Source organism: uncultured Sunxiuqinia sp. (assembly GCF_963974515.1).
GTDB lineage: Bacteria > Bacteroidota > Bacteroidia > Bacteroidales > Prolixibacteraceae > Sunxiuqinia.
In genome coordinates this window covers 1-17,833 of record NZ_CAXBDD010000079.1, presented here as the reverse complement: position 1 = coordinate 17,833, position 17,833 = coordinate 1, and the positions used below count along the sequence as shown (strand labels likewise).

The window sequence follows — 17,833 nt, the reverse complement described above, 5'->3', positions numbered from 1 at the left end:
ACTTTCCACCAATAGCTTGAATTTTCATTCAGTGCGTTGCCTCCATAGGGAACAGAAACAGACACTCCGGAATCCACTTTACCGGAATCCCAGACATCTCCTTCTTCATTTTGGAGCTTCTCTTCGCTGGAAGCAACAATGATCTGGTATCCGGTTTGCATGGCTTCTTCCCCTGCGGGAATCCAGGTAAACCTTGGTTGAGGAGTTGTTATTACCGCATTGTCCGGTTCCGAAAGAAGGTCGGTCATTAAGCCGGTGGGAGCAGATTCACTCCCACCATTCCTGCAACTGGTGTATAAACCTGTTGTGAATAATAAAACCAAGCCTACAAGAATCATTCTCTGCAATTTTTGTTTTTTCATATTGATTTATCTTATTTGTTTTTAATCAAAGAACCATCAGTTACCCGACATAATCTTAACCGGACCAAGCAGTCCCGAAGGCATAAGCGGACTATCTTTTTGGTAATGCCGTGCTGTGGTAAATGTATATCTGCCTGTCGGCCTTTCCTCCCCTTCCTGAAACCAACCGGGCCATTCAACAAGTGTTTCCCAATCTTTCCATTCCGCGTCGAGCGGTAGTTGCTCATCGCCAATCATACGGTTCACCCAGGTATTGACTACTTCTATTTCCAGTTTATTGGTGCCCGGTTTTAACGCTTCACCAATATTTACCCGGTAAGGCGGCTTCCATACAATGCCGCAATCTTTCCCGTTGAGTTTTACCCTGGCCATTACTTCAACTTTACCCAAATCCAAACCAACCTTTGTTGCTGTATTTTCCTTCAATGCTTTAATGGTTGTATCTGAAATAATAAATTCTTTGTGGTACGTTGCCGTACCCGAATAATATTTTACCAGCTCATTGGAACTCTCTGACCATGACTTTAACTCACCAAAGGTCTGTTTTTCTGTCGGTCCCCAATCTTTATCAAATTCCAGTTCCCACGTTCCCCGTATCTCTTGCACATCTTCCCACTCAATGAAGGGACTTCCTAATGCTATTTGTCTGCTTGGCTTGTCTTTAAATACAATAAACCAACTTTGTGAAGGCTCAAACTGCAAATTAACTTGCGTTCGACCGTCTTTTCTTTGTGTTGTTTCTATTTCAAATATCTCCCCTGTTTCGGGATTCCATAATTCAGCCAATTTCCTTTTAGTCCTGAAAATACATGTGCTACTCATTTTTTCGGGCTTGGTATTAGCGACGAAATACAAATCGCTGTCATCGGCATTTCGGTGTATCCACATGAGGTTGTCGCCCTCAAAATCTGGCAAGATGTTATCCGAATTAAAAACGTTTTTCCAACCTCCTTCCGGAAGGATTTCCCAATTTTCAGTGATGGCTTTCACTTGCTGATCGGCTTTTGGGTAACCTTCCAGTCCCGGTGTACCAACGACAGCCTGCTGTAGATAAACTTTAGCCCCGGCTTTCTTTAGTGCCTGTGCTTTTTGTACCAATGGAAGTGATAATCTGTCAGAGTTCGGCAATACCAAATAGTGATAAGAAACGCCATTCGGTAAGAGAATTATCTCGTCTTTAACGGACATCCGTTCTATGATTTCTAAGGTACAAAAGTCATAATCATAGCCAAAGGGCAATGAAAAGTTGAGGTTGTTAAAATTGAGGGGAGCTCCTTCAGTATACATACACGCGACATCGACCACTCTTCTGCCTTTCTGTAAAAGTGCCTGGCACCTCGCCACGTAATCAAAGTAAGGTTTACTCAGGTTCCACCAGGTTTGATACCTGTTGATATGTTGCCCCCATCTGCGATGCGTCAGCCCCGGCTTCATATTTTCATACGCCTGGTGTGCGTATAGGTGATAAACATAATGGTTTATGCCATTGCAAAATGCTTCATCCCCCATCCCCTTGATCAGGTAGGGGTGGTCAACCCATCCCCTTGAGCCAGTGAAAGCCTCTGCCCCAACGCGTGTTTTTCCGTAAGTATTGGCCACCGAAGCCAGTCCTTTCATGGAGTGATACCAATAATCCGAAAAGGTCGGGAATTGGTCTATTATTTCCCTTTCCGTCCAAAACTCTCCAATGATAAAATCACTGTTCGCCGCATATTCCAGGCTGTTTATACCTAGCCTGCCATAAGGCTCATTGGAATTTTTCATTCCATAGGGAGCGATTAGTTCTTTAAGCCTGATGATATAGTTATCCAATGTAACTTCACTCACCGTTTTGCGCAAATCCCATAAAAAACGCTCTGTGTTTTCCTGGGTATCTACTGCATGGCCGGTAGGTACAGGCAACCATGGTGTAATAGCATATCCTCTTCTTTTCCTGAATTCTTCTTCAAAACCCAATGTCCAATTCTGTCCGCCAGCCTCCCAGCTATCAATATGTATGTACTTTAATGTCCTCCCGGCCTTTTCTCCGGCAGCTTCGATGATGGGTTTCAGCCGGTGCTCAAAATGCGTATTGATACCTCTCGGATGCAGCCTGTCGCTTTCCAACCCTACGGCGAGACGGGGCGATGGCCTTGTGATATGGTAATTGCTCGCATAGCCCAGCCTGACAATAGTCCAGTCTCCCCCGGGAGCATCCCACACCAGCTTCCCGTTTACATCCATATGCTCCGATAGATTGATGGTCTCAGCATCCTGCAATGCCGACAAATCAGCATTAAAATCAAGCGGGGGTAGGTGTGTTTTCCAACCTCGTCCGTCCCAGGCCATCAGAGGATCGTTTTCTACCCCATGAAGCCCCGGTACATTTTTCAATTTCTCCGCTATTTCTTCTTTTCGTTCTTTGGGAATGAGGACGGATTTTTTGAGTTTGGCAGTCGGAACTGCAAATACGGAAATATCCCTGTAAGAGTCTATACTGTCTACAGCATTTGTTACTGCAGGATTCATTTCCTGTCCCGGACGCAACCAAACGGGCTGAAGTGTTTTATCAATTTTAGGTTTTTCTATTTGAAGATCTAACTTTTTACCCCCCTGCAGTTCGGTTTGACTCCAAACCAGTTTTTGCATGGATAGGTCCGGGGTGATATGAGGCCCTCCGGAACCATATCCAAAGTCCACGGTCAGCGCAAACTCCATTTCCAACCGATCGGCTTCTGCTATGGCCCATTGCATTGCCTCGTGCCACTCTGCACTGCCTGCTTCAATCTTACCCTCTGGTGCCCACCAGGGTCCGCTTACCTCCATCCAATAAAAACCGTTTATGCCAATTTCTTTCATGGCCTCGAGGTCTTTGGTAATGCCGTCATGACTAATATTGCCATTTATCCAAAACCAAACAACCCATGGTTTTACCGAATCGGGCGGGGTTCGAAAGGACTGCTCCAGGTCCTGCCCAATCAGGCTTATACTGGTGATTAGAATTGCAATCGTTATTATGAGTTTTTTTACAATCATAGGTTCTGTTTTATAGTAATATATCCTATACTTGTCTATATTATCTTTTCAGGCCTTACTCTTACATTATTTATAATCTGCTTCCGTTAAGCTATTTAATACCGACTCCTGCCATCCGCGCAACTCTGCCTGCATTTCCTTCACCATTTCAGGATATTGATCAGCCAGATTATTTTCTTCTCCCGGATCGTTCTGAATGTCATACAATTCAAACCCACTCTCATCTGGCGTCTTTCCCCCAACGACCAGTTTGAACTGATCTTTCATCATAGCACGTTCGCCTGAATAATCATTTTCTGAAATCTGCTTGTATTTGTAATTCCTGAAACTACGGGTAAATTTCCCAGCCATTATTTTAGCCAGTGGCGTGGTTCCTTCCTGCAATTCCGGGTCAATGTAGGGCTCCGGATTTTTGCCGAATACTTCCCCCGGCTCAAACTGCCAGAAATAAAGCGGTTCGGTTCGTTGTTTTGCTGGTTCATGAAAAAACGGAACAAGGCTGATTCCGTCAATGGGTCTGTCCGGCAATGGCTGACCAGTCAGTTCTGCCAGGGTCGGCAACAAATCACTGGTGACCGATACAGCAGAAGTTGACACCGGTTCTTTTATGGCTGCTGGCCATTCCAGCACACCGGGCACAAGAATACCGCCTTCGTACAGGCTCCCTTTTTGTTCACGGCGGGTTAAACCTGTTCGTGCTGCACTCGGTGGCGTGCCATTATCACCGCAATACATTACCAGGGTATTTTCCTGGAGGTTGTTTTCTTTTAGAAAGGTTCTTAATTTGCCAATTGCTCTGTCCATGGCGGTGATCTCCGCATAGCGTTCCTGTAAAACATCCCTGAGTGGGCGGCTTACCTGCTCTCCGGTTTCATTGGAGGTCAAACGAACATTTCTGTTTGCCAAACTGTCGGGAAGGTTTTCATAAAGGGCCAGGTCTTCAGGCAATCCGCTGTATGGCTCGTGCGGAGAGCCAAACCAAACAACAGCCATAAATGGCTTATTCGTATTTTTTGACCTCTGTATAAACTTTAGGGTTTCATCAATGACAACTTCTGAACCTTCTCCCTCTATTGTCTTCGGAGTTTCTCCGTTTCGCGACAGCACCGGGTCCATTTCAAAAAAGTTATCGTGCGAGAGCCACTCATCAAACCCCATTGCCCCCGGGCTGGTCGGTGAGTCTGTTTTAACCGGTCCAACGTGCCATTTTCCAAAGTGGGCAGTGGCATATCCGGCCTCTTTCAGAAGATGGGCAATGGTGACTTCCTCGGGCCGTAATGACCAGCCAGGGGTGAATGTACCATAGCGGTTGGGATGCCGACCGGTTAGCAGGCTGCCCCGCGTGGGCGAACAACTCGGATGTCCGGAATAAAACCGATCGAAACGCAAACCGCTGGATGCCATTTCGTCGAGCACCGGCGTTTTTACAAACGGGTGTCCGTTATAACCGACTTCGTCCCAACCATGATCGTCGCCCATGAGTAAAACGATGTTGGGAAGTCCTTCTTGATCTTCCAACTTTTCTTTTTGTGCGTTCGTGCAGGAAAATGTTATCGTCAACAAAAAAGATGCAATTCCAATAGTGTGAATTTTTGTGTTCATGTTTAATTATTTTGCTAAATATTCGAATTGATTCTTCGAGACGGTTTTAACCATGGTAATACGAGATAAGTTATGTTCTTCTTGCCAAGCTGTTTTAACTCCCCCCAATTCAATATCAATTTTCAAAATTGAAAGAAATCATTAATTCTGGCCCAGATTTTATTCTACACTCTGATTTCAAATTTACCGTTAATGTATTTCCGTTTTGTTTGCTTGACACGATGGATTGTTGAATACCGTCAAGCATAACCATCACGTTACTTCCTTACCATCACGTTACTTCCTTTTTTATTATCAAGGGTTTCCAATTCAATTGCTTGTATTTGAACAGGGCCATATTTAACCTGCAAATTGCAATTTTGTCCAGACTTGTTTTGAGTTTGGGAAAACAAGCTCCAGGCAGAAGAGGTGGTAAAGAAAGACGCATGGTCCTCGGGTTTCCACACTGGTTTAAAACCAATGGCTTGTGCGGGGCCATCATACGTGAAACCCTTCAACGTCCACTTTCCTGCTCGCTCCTCAAAATTATTGAATACTTGCCACCAGTTGCATTCTTCTTTACCATTCATCCGAATAAGGCTTCCCCCAACTGCACCTATCGGAATTACAAAGCTTATTTTCAATAATATAATGCAATTCATCGTAATCGCATTCATAGACATGATAATTAAATTCAAATACTAAAATTCCTCCATCATCAAAATCCTAACCGGCCCCAACAAACCTGATGGTTCCAAAGGAATTTCATCAATTGACCTGCCCCGGTAATCATGTTTTAGATCGATGTTGGTGGATGTGTATTGTTTTTCATCGGGAAAAGTCTGGTCGCCGGCCACCCTGTTGTACCATGAATTCACCATTTTAATTTCCAGCGTATTCTCACCGTTTTGCAGTGCGTCGCTTATTTCTACCCGGAATGGTGACGTCCAGACAATGCCTTTGTCTTTTCCGTTTATGTTCACTTCTGCAATACCCACATCTTTTACACTTCCCAATTGCAAATAGTACTGTTTATCCTGTTGAGGTTCAAAATCCAGATTGAATGTTTTGTTATAAACTGCGGTTCCTGAATAATACTTAATTCCTTTTTCGGAATGTTGTGTCCAATCCGCTAATTCCGGAAATGTAACAGAGCCGGGACCTCCCCATTCGGGATCGAATTCAACGGTCCATGCACCTGAAAGCTCCTTCAAGATTTCAAAATCGCTGTAATTTCTTATTGCCGTTCCTTGTTTGCTTGCAGCTATTTCAGTATTGAATACAACCATCATTGCTCCATAAGGGTCCAAAGTCAGCGGAACGGTTGTCAGACCATCGTTTTGGGCAAAAGCTTTAGCTTCCCGAATTTCTCCGGTTAAGGCATCCCATAATTCAGGTTGTTTTTCTGAGACACGGAACCGGGCTTTTATTTTCTGCCTTTCCCTGGTCTGGTTGGTCACAAAATAGACATCACTTTCTCCAATGGTGTAATGAATGTAATCAAAATCGGTTTTGCTGTCGTTTTCCACAATATCAAAATCTGCAGGAACCTCTTTCGACAAAAAATATTCTCTTGCGGTCATTCCCCAGGCTACATTCCCACTACCATATTTTTTTTCTCCTTTTTCTGAAGTTTCAACTCCCCAAATTTTATCGGCCAATTCGTTAAATTTCTTTTGAGCTTCTGTTCCACCCATCAAGCTGGCTAACTTTTCGGGTTTATATCCTATTATCGTAGCTCCTTGTTGTAACAATTCTTCTGCTTTTTCCAGTACGGCCATCGACAAAACTTTATGGTCGGGTAATACCAGAACACGGTATTTCACACCGCCGGGAACCAAAAGTTTTCCATCTTCCACTTTTAATTGCAGGAAGATGGTCTCATCGGTCACATCGTAATCAAAACCAGGCATTGCTCCTGCCGGATCAGCATGTTTAAACGGGAAGACATTGGGAACATGGTCGCCATAGTAATACAATACATCGGCCACAAATTTGCCTTCCTGCACAACTGACTGGGTGCGGTGCATATAATCGATAAATGCCCCCGACTGTTCCCACCAGGTGACCTGCGGATTTATGTGTGTGCCGGCAAAATATTCCTGACCGGGCAATCCCGCTTCAGGAGGCGAACTTGTAAAAGTATGAAAGTACATACGATTCAAGCCTGCACAAATTTCGTGATCGAAGGATGATTTCTGGTCGTGCCACAATTCATCGTTCCAGTGTGGCCCAATCGTGGTAAAGGATTCGGCTCCTACAATCTTTTTCCCGTAAATGTGTGCTGCTGAGGATGCCTGTTTTAAGAAAAACCGATTTTCCGGCCGGGGTCTGTGAGGTGATGGCGACCAGAATTCACTCATCACAATATCGCTGAATCCGTAGTTCTTTATTCCATCCAACGGACCGGCGTGGGGACCGGCAGATTCTGGCTGAATACCCATGTTGTGTTTATGGGCATATTCCTGAAAAACAGCATAATGGTTGTAGGCTACCAGGTCGCCCAGTGTTTTTCTAAAATCGGACAGAAACGCATTCGAAGTTTCAATGTCATCAACAATGTAACCAGCCACAATGGGTAAGTAATTTTTCAGATCGTATCCACGGTATTGTATAAATTCCTCGGCAAATTGATCAGTCCAGTTCATTCCTCCACATTCCCAGCTATCAGTTTCCATGTATTTTAGCGTGGTACCCACATGATCACCGGCAGCGTTAAAAATAGGCTCTACTACATCATTCCAGTAAAAATCAAAAGCTTCTTTACTCATATAATCCAGTACACTGCCCTGCCAGTCGCCGCTTGAAGTGGAAACATGGGAATCGGTGCAGGTATAACCAATACGTAAAATACTCCAATCTCCTTCGGGGGCTTGCCAGTTTAAGTTGCCATTCGCATCCATTTGAGATGAAATATCCAGAATGTCATCCTTTGTTAAAATGTAACTGGAATTATCTTTTGAATTTCTACTGCCCGTTGATGAGTTGGTCAAGAGAAAACGGGTATCCGGGGCTGAACCTCCAAGTTCGTGGTACCCCAATTTCAGATCCAGATCAGTAATAACCTTATTCGTTTTTTGATCATCATTAATTGGGAATGCCAGCACTGCGATGTCCTTATAAAAATCTCTTCTTGTTTGAGGCAACGCTAATTTTACAGCAACATTTTTATTGCCAGACATTTTTACTTCAGAATACGTAATCTGTTTTGCCGTGTATTCTGGTGTTACCCGGGGGCCACCGAGATTCCAGCCGCTCTGAATGTTAAACCCCATCTCTAATCCAAGCCTTTGGGCTTCATCCAGAGCAAACACAAACAGTTCATTCCATTCATCCGAACCAAACAAGGGGCCTGCAGGGATATCCTTATTTCCTCTTTGATTATGTCCTCCGGCATCAAAAATCATCGCTCCCTGGAAGTTACGGGATTTCATGGCTGCCAAATCTTTGGTGATAGCAGCTTTATTTACATTCCCATTGAGCCACCACCACCAGCAGTTTACGCCGCTAACACTTTCCGGATTTTGGAAGGTCGTTTTTATATCAACATAACCGATGGCAGGCAATTCTGTTTCTTCTGGGTTGGAATACGAAACCAAGAATGCAAAAATAAACAGGAGTAGCCAAATTTTAGTTGTCATAATAATAAGAATTGGATTGACAGTCATTCATGTGTGAAAAAATCCCTGATAACTGAATAACAGGCTCTAGTTGGTACAATTACGGTTGCAAAAAACATTATCCTGACCAGCCCGAAATGAAAGGCTGGCCAGGACAACTAATTAGAACAGAACAATCATCGGTTGATCCAACCCGGATTCTGCTCCATTTTTACATCCTTATTTCTATCGATTGTGCCTTGCGGTATAGGCCACAAATTATAATCGAAATTCAAAGTTGTGCGTGTAATATCATGCATTGCATATTCCCGAATGCGATCTACGGCAACAGTTCCCCCCATCCTTAACAGGGTATTCCATCGGCATTCTTCTCCAAAAAGTTCTCTCGCTCTTTCATCCAGTATGAAGTCAATATCAACGTCACTAGCTGAAACCAAAATATCGCATTGCGCGCGGGAGCGTAGCATGTTCAAATCATTGGCTGCTTTTTGGTTTTCTCCTTTGCGATGATAGGCTTCAGCTCTAAGAAGTATGGTTTCTGCCAAACGAATAGCATACTCATCACGGAACAAATTACTTCTGTCCTGCCCTTGATCCAAACCAACAAAATCATCGGTGGTTAATTTGAATATGATAGGAAAAATCCATCCCCGCCCTTCATTGGTAGCATCAATTACTTCCTGGGGTACAACTTTTCCAATTAAATCCGGATAATTTGAATCGTTATAAATTATGGTTCGGATTATGTTATGCTCAGCTCCACGCTGATCGCCTGCGGAGATGCTTTCGTCCCAAACCAAATCCCCGGCATAAGGAGTCTGTTTATAAAATGCAACACCTCGGCCTCCAGCGTCTTCAGCAACACCATCAAAGCCCTCAATAGCCCTGTAAACCGGCATATAAAATCTTGGGTAATTTAAAAAGGATTCTCCGTCTTCCGCAAGGTAAGCGTCAAAGTCTATCTGAAAGGTCCAAATAGCTTCCATGTTCCCATCAGTATAGTTGATATTATTTCTACGGAAAAGATCCCAGTAAACATCTTTTCCCGGTTCATCTTTTCTTTCACCAAAGCGCTCGGTCATCAATGCGAAGGTTCCTCCATCAATAACATCAGAAGCATATTTTATTGCCTGGTCATAAGCAGCATTGCTGGATGTCTCAATTCCCAAACCCAGATAAAATTCGCTTAGGTAATGCTCTGCTGCACCTCTAACAATTCTACCGTCTTGCGATGTAGTTTCCGGAAGATCATTAACAATTGCTTCCAATTCATCGATGGCAAATTGATACGTTGCTTCTCTTGTGGCACGCTCATAATCGTATCTCGGCTCTCTGGCTATTTCTGTAACAATTGGTACACCCCCAAATAATTCTGCGAGTATTCCGTGAGCGTGAGCCCTGAAAAACCGAGCCTGAGCAATAATATATGCCTTTTTTTCGGCCGACTCAAAACTGATCGATTCCAGATTAGCTGCATATAACGCGGTATTTGCATCAGCAATTAATCGGTAATAGAAATTATATGTATTACTAAACTCAGAACTTTCAGAGTTTATTCTACTGTAATCACCAAAACTTGTTTGAACCCTGAATTCCGGAGCATCCATCACATCAGTACTAAATCCTTTGGCCTGAAAATTTCGGGTCCTGAATTCGCGGAGGTCGGAATACATGGTAATCAGAACTTGGTCAACCTGTGTTTCCGATGAAAATATATTATCCGTCGTATAAAATGTTTCCGGATTTTCCGTCAAAAACTTTTCATCATCGCACCCTAAAGAAGTTAATAATAACACCAATAGAGTGAAAACTTGTATTTTAATATTATTGATTTTCATATTATCTATTTTTTGCATTAGAAACTTACTTTTAATCCCATGGAATAGGTTCTTGGAACCGGATATTCTCCGGAATCAACAGTAAATCCCACTCCCTCATCTCCTTCCGGATCTCTTCCACCAAACCAATTGGTAAAGGTGTATAGGTTATTTACACTTGCATATATTTCCAATGAACTTAATGGTATCCTGCTAAGCATAACTTTGGGCAAATCATAGGATAAATTGACATCCTGCACTCGAACAAAACCTCTGGATTGTAACCCTAGATATCGATTACCCAAATAGTCGGGCCGAAGGTATTTTTCACTTTTATTTTCGGGTGTCCACCAATCGTGATCCACTTCATTGGTATCGAACCTGGTTCCAAATGAAGTAGCTCTTGGATTTGGTTGTAAGAAGTAATTATCATTGCCACCGCCAAAAATTCCCGTCAACATAACATACAGACTGAAATTTTTATACTCAACGGTATTGGATAAACTCATCCTGAAATTTTCTTTTCTGTATCCCAGAATTTTACGGTCATAGTCAGCCGTAATCAGGCCATCAGGTTTACCATCAGGGCCACTGATGTCTTTAAACATCGGATCGCCGGGTGGGACGCCATTATTGCTTATGTATTCTGTATCATCTTCCTGCACAACACCAATGAATTCATAGCCATAAATCGCACCCAATGATTTTCCAATGAATAGGTTATTTGAAATATCGTCGTCCTCCTTTCCATCTCCATCAATATCATCGCCGTATAAACGAACTACTTTATTTCGGTTTTGCCAGAAAATAAGGCTGGACGACCATTTTAAATCAGCAGTTTCAATGTTATTTGTGCGTAAGCTGATCTCAACTCCTTTATTATCAACCTGTCCCAAGCTGGAGAAAATTGAAGCAAATCCGGTCATAATTGGGATTTGACGATTAAATATCTGGTCGGTTGTGTTAGAGAAATAGAAGTCCAGATCGAAAAATACGCGGTTGTTTAACCATGAGGATTGAAAACCACCGTTAAATGCTGTAGTCGTTTCCCAGCCCAGACTAGGACTTCCTAAATTGGATTGTGATACGCCATATAAAATGGTGGATGGTGCATCACCAAACTCATAGCGAATGCCACCGTCGCTACCACTTGCAACCCTCGCCAGCGTCTGGTAAGGATCAAGTCCCTGGTTACCATTTTTACCGTAAGATGCTTTTACCTTCAGGTAATCTATTTTATCCACCCCTTTCAAAAAATCTTCTTCTGTTAATGTCCAGGCGACACCAACCGAAGGGAAATTACCCCACTTCTGATCCACTCCAAAAACGGAAGCACCATCCCGACGCATGGAAGCCGTAAAATGGTATTTATCTTTATAGTTGTAGCTAATTCGTCCCAGGTAACCAACGTTGGCTCTTTCAACCACATTCAAATTTATTCTTTGCACAGCGGCTTTATGTATGCCGTTAACCCCCAGCAATGTATTCCCATTTACCGAGTAATCGCTTCCATTTGCACTTACCAGTTTGGTGTACGAATAATCACGTGTTGCAACTAACGTAACATCCAAAAAGTGGTCATTAAATTGCTTTTTGTAATTCACAATATTATCCATTACATAAGAATAACTATTGGTCCGGTCGTTATAACCATTTGCCTGCGATAGCCGTTTAGCCAGTTCCGACGGAGAATACCTTTCGATATAAGGTTCGGAAACTGCCGATGCTTCTCCTACATAATAATCCTCGTACACAAATCTATCACGAATATTATTATTTGCATCAATTGAAAAATTGAACCGGTAAGTTAAACCGTCAACCTTTGGAACTTTGAGTAAAGCAAAAGTTGCTAATCTGTAAAAATTCCTTTTATCAATATCGTCTATCGTTCCATCAGTTCCCCAAAGAGGATTAATGACGGATTGTCCTGTAGGATATCTTTCCAAAAGCGTAGAAGTATTTTCTCCGGGATTCACAGGCATTCCTGCATAACGGTATGGATATCCCCACGGATGACCTATGTAAGCACCACCTACATTTGCGCCAACTCCCGAGTAGTCGTTGTTATTATAGCTTCCATCCAGCCCCACTTGCAACCAGTCGGTTACATCGGCATCGAGTTTTGAACGTACTGAAATACGTTGGTAGTCATCCCCTACAATAATGCCCTTATGATTACTATATCCTCCTGAAAAATAATAATTTATACTTTCCCCACGACCTGAAACTGCAACCTGGTGATTTTGAATAAAACCATTCCGGGATATTAGATCAATCCAATCGGTATCAACAACATCTCCCTGATCCCATAAAAGTTGCCCATACGCATCATCACGTATAATATCATCAGGAGTATTAAAAGAAGGAGTTTGTGCAACAAATTTATCTGCATATCTTTCACGTTTCATCAGATTCGGTGGAGTTGCCCAATTGTTAATACCGATAGAGGTATTATAAGTGATAATGGGCTTACCTGTTTTCCCTTTTTTTGTTGTGACTATAATTACACCATTCGCAGCCCTTGAACCATAAACAGCTGTTGCGGATGCATCCTTCAAAATATCCATAACGGCAATGTCTTCCGGATTAATATCCGACATACTTCCCAAATAGATTATACCGTCCAAAACTATCAAAGGATCATTTGAGCCATTAATAGAATTTTGTCCGCGAACCAATATACTCGGCGTTGATCCCGGTGAGTTTTGTGCCCCAATATTAAGACCAGCAACTGCTCCTCGTAAAGATTGGAGAGGATTGGTATTTGGTGATAGGGCAACAGGAGAATCTTCCAACCGAACCGTACTCACTGCTCCCGAAATATCTCTTCTTCTGGCAGTACCATACCCAATGGCCACCACTTCATCAATTCCAATAGCCTCTTCGGCCATCACTACATTGATTGAAGATTGGCTGCCAACACCAACCTCTTGGCTCTTCATTCCAACAAATGAAAACACCAAAGTGCCAGCAGCCGGAACATTTGCAATCGAATAATTGCCATCAAAATCCGTAATGACACCCTGGGTTGTCCCTTGAACCAGAACAGTTACACCCGGAAGCGGCTCGCCAGAGGAGTCGGTGACACGACCAGATATGGTCCTCGACTGCCGAGCCAGTTCATGCGTTCCTGTAGGTGAAAGAATAATCCTCCGATCGTTAATAGTGTAACTAACATCTTGTCCCTGGAATATTTTATCCAAAAGGCCATCAATTTTTTGGTTCTTTGCATGGAGGTCAATCTTTTGATAGACATCTACAAACTCATTGTTGTAAATAAAGTAATACCCACTCTGATCTTCTATTTCTCGCAAGACATCTTTTATTAAGACATTATCACGCTCAATGGTAATCGTCTTGTTTTGCGAAAAAGTAACTGAAGCAACCAGTGTAAAGGTCGAAACAAAAAAGAAAAAGGCCGTTAGCTTCATAATAAATAAGACTTTAGCTCTGAGAATGCCATGAAGCATTCCATTCTTGTTAATTTTTTTCATAAATTTGACATGTTTAATTTTTAAACTTACGTGTCTGTTACTAGCAGACATTGGAATGTGCAGGAAGATGGACCAACATCTTCCTGTTTCGTTTTAGCATAGGCAATGACGTTTTACTTAATTCATTTTAAAGTAATTATTTTTCTTGTGTATTCTCCTGTGCGATCCTTTGTAGCTGGTTTAATGTCATAAGTCAATGGCGAAGTGAGACTAAAAGCATCTAAAACTCCTTCCAACGACTCATTAACAAAAGTACCCGTGAAACGATAATTCAATAAATTTTCGCCATCAAGCTTGACATCAACTCCATACCATTTCTCCAACCGGCTAACAACAGTCCTAATCGGATCATCTTCGAAAATCAACCTTCCTTCAACCCACCCAATATGTTTTTCAAGCGTGACGCTTGTTTCCTTATAAATTTTGCTTTCGGCAGTATTAAAACGGGCCAATTGGTTTGGTTCTAGCATCATGATATTGTCGGAGAATTTGCTATTTGCCTCTCCGATAGCAACTTCACCTTCAACTAATACAATATCAATGTCAGGCTCAACACCATAGGCATTTACATTGAATTGTGTACCCAAAACTTTTATGTCAATTCTTCCGGCATTAACAATAAAAGGTCTTTCCGTATCTTTTGCTACTTCGAAGTATCCTTCCCCCCTAAGCTCAACCCTTCTGGTATCATCTTTAGAAAATAAGCTTGAAAAACGAAGTGAACTTCCAGAGTTTAAAATGACTGTTGTTCCATCAGGAAGATCGACGTTGGTTCGTGTTCCATAGGCAGCACTGACTTCCTGATAGTAATCTGTCTCATACATTGCTCCACGATCCCCGGCAGAAAAATAATGATATAACCCTGTGAGCAAAATTGAAATAACCAGAATAGCAGCAATTTGCTGCATTAGACTGAGCCTATAGGTTTTTATCCTTTTTATTTTGCCTTTGGTATGAACAGTAGTCAGCGCTTTGTGCGTATTGATTCGCTCCGGAAATTGAAGACTTTGAGACTTTTCCCATAATGCTGCTATATCATCAAACTCAATCTGATTTTTTCGGTCTTCTGACAACCACCTTCTTAAGCGTGACGCTTCCTGGTCTGATGCATCTCCTCCCAGATATCTTGAAATGATATCGTATATACTTTCTTTATCCGTGTGCATATTTCGTGCTTTGTTGTGATACTGACTCCGAAAACACACTGCAACCCTACATCAACAATCATTTTTATTGATTTTTTTTTCGTCCGAAAATTGAAAACAAGACGACAATTCCGGCAAAACACTGTTTTTCAAACCTCTAAACAAGCTTAACGTTCTTTAAGGGGGAAGCGATCTTTTGAGATAAGAAAGAAAAACAGGATAGGATCAATGGTCTTCAGATCAAATGATGGCAAAAATTCCCGTAATTCGCCTCTCAATACTTTTAATGATCTTCCAATTAAAGCTTCTACCCCCTTGACCGTTATCTTCATTTCCAAAGCAATCTCCTTATTACTCCTATTCTCAAACCGACTAAGTTCAAACGCCTGTCTGCAGCGAGGAGGTAGTTTCGCAAGAGCAATAATTAAACTCTCTTCAAAATTTTTGGAGAACACAGCTTGCTCCGTCGTATTACTATCGGGATTTCCTGGATACTTTTTCAGAACTAAGCTTAGGTTCTTTCTGTCTTTTAAGTAATCCGAAATCTGATTCTTAACCATCGTGGTCAAATACCCAGGTAGATTATCGATATGACCAAGGACAAAACGGCGATCCCATATCCTAAGAAAGACGTTTTGAACTAGACTTTGTGACATATCAGCATCATGTATGATTGAAAACGCGAAGCGACACAAATTGTCATAGTATTTTCTGAAAATCAGGTCAAACGCTTTCGTATTGCCTGTTTGAAGTTGACTCAACAACAGAAGATCCGAACTTGAAGTATTGATACTTTCCTTTTGCATTCTATAACAGCTTGCTGTAAACTCAAAAGTAGTTGAAGTATTTGGATGAACTTGAGTCCGGTGCAAGAATAAATAAAAAATTCTGAAAACACCAATGTCTCTTGTTTCATCCATTGATTAAACTGTAAAAGTCCTCGCATTTCCTTAGCATATCTTTCTACTATCAGCCGTTGGCTTTCCGCATTGAAACGGGCAACATCGATCATCTTGTATTTTAAGTTGTTACCAATCCGGTGTATTCGATATGGAGGGGAAGTTTTTACATTATCTCTTACGATTGATCGCCTTTTTTTATTCGTTCTTCTTTATTTCAGAAAATGGCCAGCAATGAAATTAATTCAAAATTTGTGCTTTTATTTCAGTCCTTTAAATCTTAGTCGATATTCCGAAGGGGCTGCACCGGTTGTCTTTTTAAATTGTTTGTTAAAATGGCTAAGATTGTTGAACCCGCTGTTAAAACACACTTCTGTGACACTTAAATCCTGATCCATAAGCAATTTACAGGCAAATTCAACTTTTATCTTATTCAGATATTCAAAAATGGTTAATCCCATATTCGATTTGAATAAACGGCATAAAGATCCCTCTGCCATATTCACAAGCAAAGCCAGGCGACTCAGGTTAACCTCATCCCGGTAGTTTTTCATTAAATAGTCATGAATCAGGGCAATCCGTCTGTTACCGGTAGTAAACCGGGAGCTTAAGTATTCTTTACTTGTCAGATGTATTAATGAATCACTCTTACCAATAATATCAAGAATCTTAAAAAAATGAAGCATCCGATCAAACGGTTTCATATAAGGCATTTGAAGCATGAGTTCGCTTGCCTCATTGAGCGTTTTTCCAACAATATGTATTCCCCGCTCAGACGATGCAAGAGCTCTCACAATATTTTTGAATTCGGGAAGCAATTTTAAATCGGAGTTTATAATCTGGTCGGTAAACTGAAGGAATACCATTTCAAGGGAACGGGAAGAAGGGGTAAGTGAATCTTTATCAGCTATCCAGACATGCGGCAGATTACGTCCGATAAAGACCAAATCTCCCGGTTGAAATTCCTCAATAGAATCCCCTACAATCCGTTTGCCCGAGCCTTCGGTAATAAAACTTATTTCATAATTGTCATGATAATGCCAGGTGCTTTTTTCCAGGGTATCCTGAAATATCCCAATATAAAAGGATTCATCCTGATTTAGAATTGTTTGTTCTAATTTCGCCGACACAGTAGTAATAAGTTTACAAAGCCGTCATAAAATGTGAATATAGCATCAAAAGTAGTAAAATTAGATGTAGATAACGTGGTATAGGTCAGCTATTTTTGCATCTAACGGGTTTATTAATCTTAAAAAATATATCAGATGAAAGAATTACTTGAAAAATTACTGGAAGCGGTTGAGTTTGGTAAAGTTGATCAAAAATCACCTTATCCTCCTCAGTTAAAAGGATTCGATGGTGCGTTTGAACTTACATTCAAAGCCCTGGAAACAGGAATTGGTCCGCAACAAATCCTGGAAAACGCATTGGTTCCGGCTATGGACCGGGTAGGAAAAAAATTCACGGAAAACAAGATTTTTGTCCCTCAAATGCTCATGTCTGCAAAGGCAATGGGAGCAGCAATGGTTCAGTTAAAACCATTTTTTACTTCCGGAGAAATTAAAGCTAAGGGTACTTTTATTATAGGCACTGTAAAAGGCGACCTTCACGATATTGGTAAAAACCTGGTTGGCATGATGGTGGAAGGTGCCGGATGGACTGTGATCGACCTGGGTGTTGATGTTCCTTCTTCAAGGTATCTTGAAGCACTCGAAAACAACCCGGGTGCAGTAGTAGCCTTATCTGCCCTGCTTACTACTACTATGGTAAATATGGAAGAGATAGTTTCCGATATCAAGGCGAAAGTTCCGGAAGCTAAAGTTTTTATTGGAGGGGCACCCGTAAATAATGATTTCTGCAAAAAAATAGGTGCAGATTTTTATGCACCCGATCCGCAGGG

General features: G+C 41.8%; 11 protein-coding genes. 1 reads left to right on the top strand and 10 read right to left on the bottom strand.

What is annotated here, in order from left to right; translation table 11 throughout:
• From AAC033_RS14505 to AAC033_RS14460, 10 genes are all read right to left on the bottom strand, one after another.
• Positions 1-338 (bottom strand): hypothetical protein (locus tag AAC033_RS14505; RefSeq protein WP_339739364.1); only part of this gene is annotated, 338 nt, incomplete at its 3' end.
• Between the two features lie 60 nt (positions 339-398).
• Positions 399-3,377 (bottom strand): glycosyl hydrolase, encoded by a 2,979-nt coding sequence (locus AAC033_RS14500; protein WP_339739362.1) that lies wholly within the window; start codon positions 3,375-3,377, stop codon positions 399-401.
• 66 nt (positions 3,378-3,443) lie between these two features.
• A complete protein-coding gene (locus AAC033_RS14495) occupies positions 3,444-4,979 on the bottom strand; it encodes a sulfatase-like hydrolase/transferase (protein ID WP_339739360.1) in 1,536 nt (511 codons plus the stop codon).
• A 257-nt stretch (positions 4,980-5,236) separates the two neighbouring features.
• Complete coding sequence (locus AAC033_RS14490; RefSeq protein WP_339739358.1) at positions 5,237-5,635, bottom strand: hypothetical protein; 399 nt, start codon at positions 5,633-5,635, stop codon at positions 5,237-5,239.
• 24 nt (positions 5,636-5,659) lie between these two features.
• Positions 5,660-8,599 (bottom strand): glycosyl hydrolase, encoded by a 2,940-nt coding sequence (locus AAC033_RS14485; RefSeq protein WP_339739356.1) that lies wholly within the window; start codon positions 8,597-8,599, stop codon positions 5,660-5,662.
• Positions 8,600-8,754: 155 nt separating this feature from the next.
• The gene (locus tag AAC033_RS14480; RefSeq protein WP_339739354.1) at positions 8,755-10,434 is read right to left on the bottom strand and encodes a RagB/SusD family nutrient uptake outer membrane protein; all 1,680 of its coding nucleotides are present in this window, start codon (positions 10,432-10,434) and stop codon (positions 8,755-8,757) included.
• Complete coding sequence (locus tag AAC033_RS14475; protein ID WP_339739352.1) at positions 10,434-13,889, bottom strand: TonB-dependent receptor; 3,456 nt, start codon at positions 13,887-13,889, stop codon at positions 10,434-10,436. Before AAC033_RS14475 ends, AAC033_RS14480 begins: the two co-directional genes overlap by 1 nt.
• A gap of 122 nt (positions 13,890-14,011) precedes the next feature.
• Positions 14,012-15,055 (bottom strand): FecR domain-containing protein, encoded by a 1,044-nt coding sequence (locus AAC033_RS14470; RefSeq protein ID WP_339739350.1) that lies wholly within the window; start codon positions 15,053-15,055, stop codon positions 14,012-14,014.
• 146 nt (positions 15,056-15,201) lie between these two features.
• Complete coding sequence (locus AAC033_RS14465; RefSeq protein WP_339739348.1) at positions 15,202-15,954, bottom strand: RNA polymerase sigma-70 factor; 753 nt, start codon at positions 15,952-15,954, stop codon at positions 15,202-15,204.
• 239 nt (positions 15,955-16,193) lie between these two features.
• Positions 16,194-17,063, bottom strand: a complete 870-nt coding sequence (locus tag AAC033_RS14460) for an AraC family transcriptional regulator (RefSeq protein ID WP_339739346.1) — start codon at positions 17,061-17,063, stop codon at positions 16,194-16,196.
• A 135-nt stretch (positions 17,064-17,198) separates the two neighbouring features.
• Between AAC033_RS14460 and AAC033_RS14455 the strand changes: the two genes are divergently transcribed.
• Positions 17,199-17,833, top strand: a 635-nt coding sequence (locus AAC033_RS14455; RefSeq protein ID WP_339739344.1) for a cobalamin-dependent protein, incomplete at its 3' end; no start/stop codon positions are given.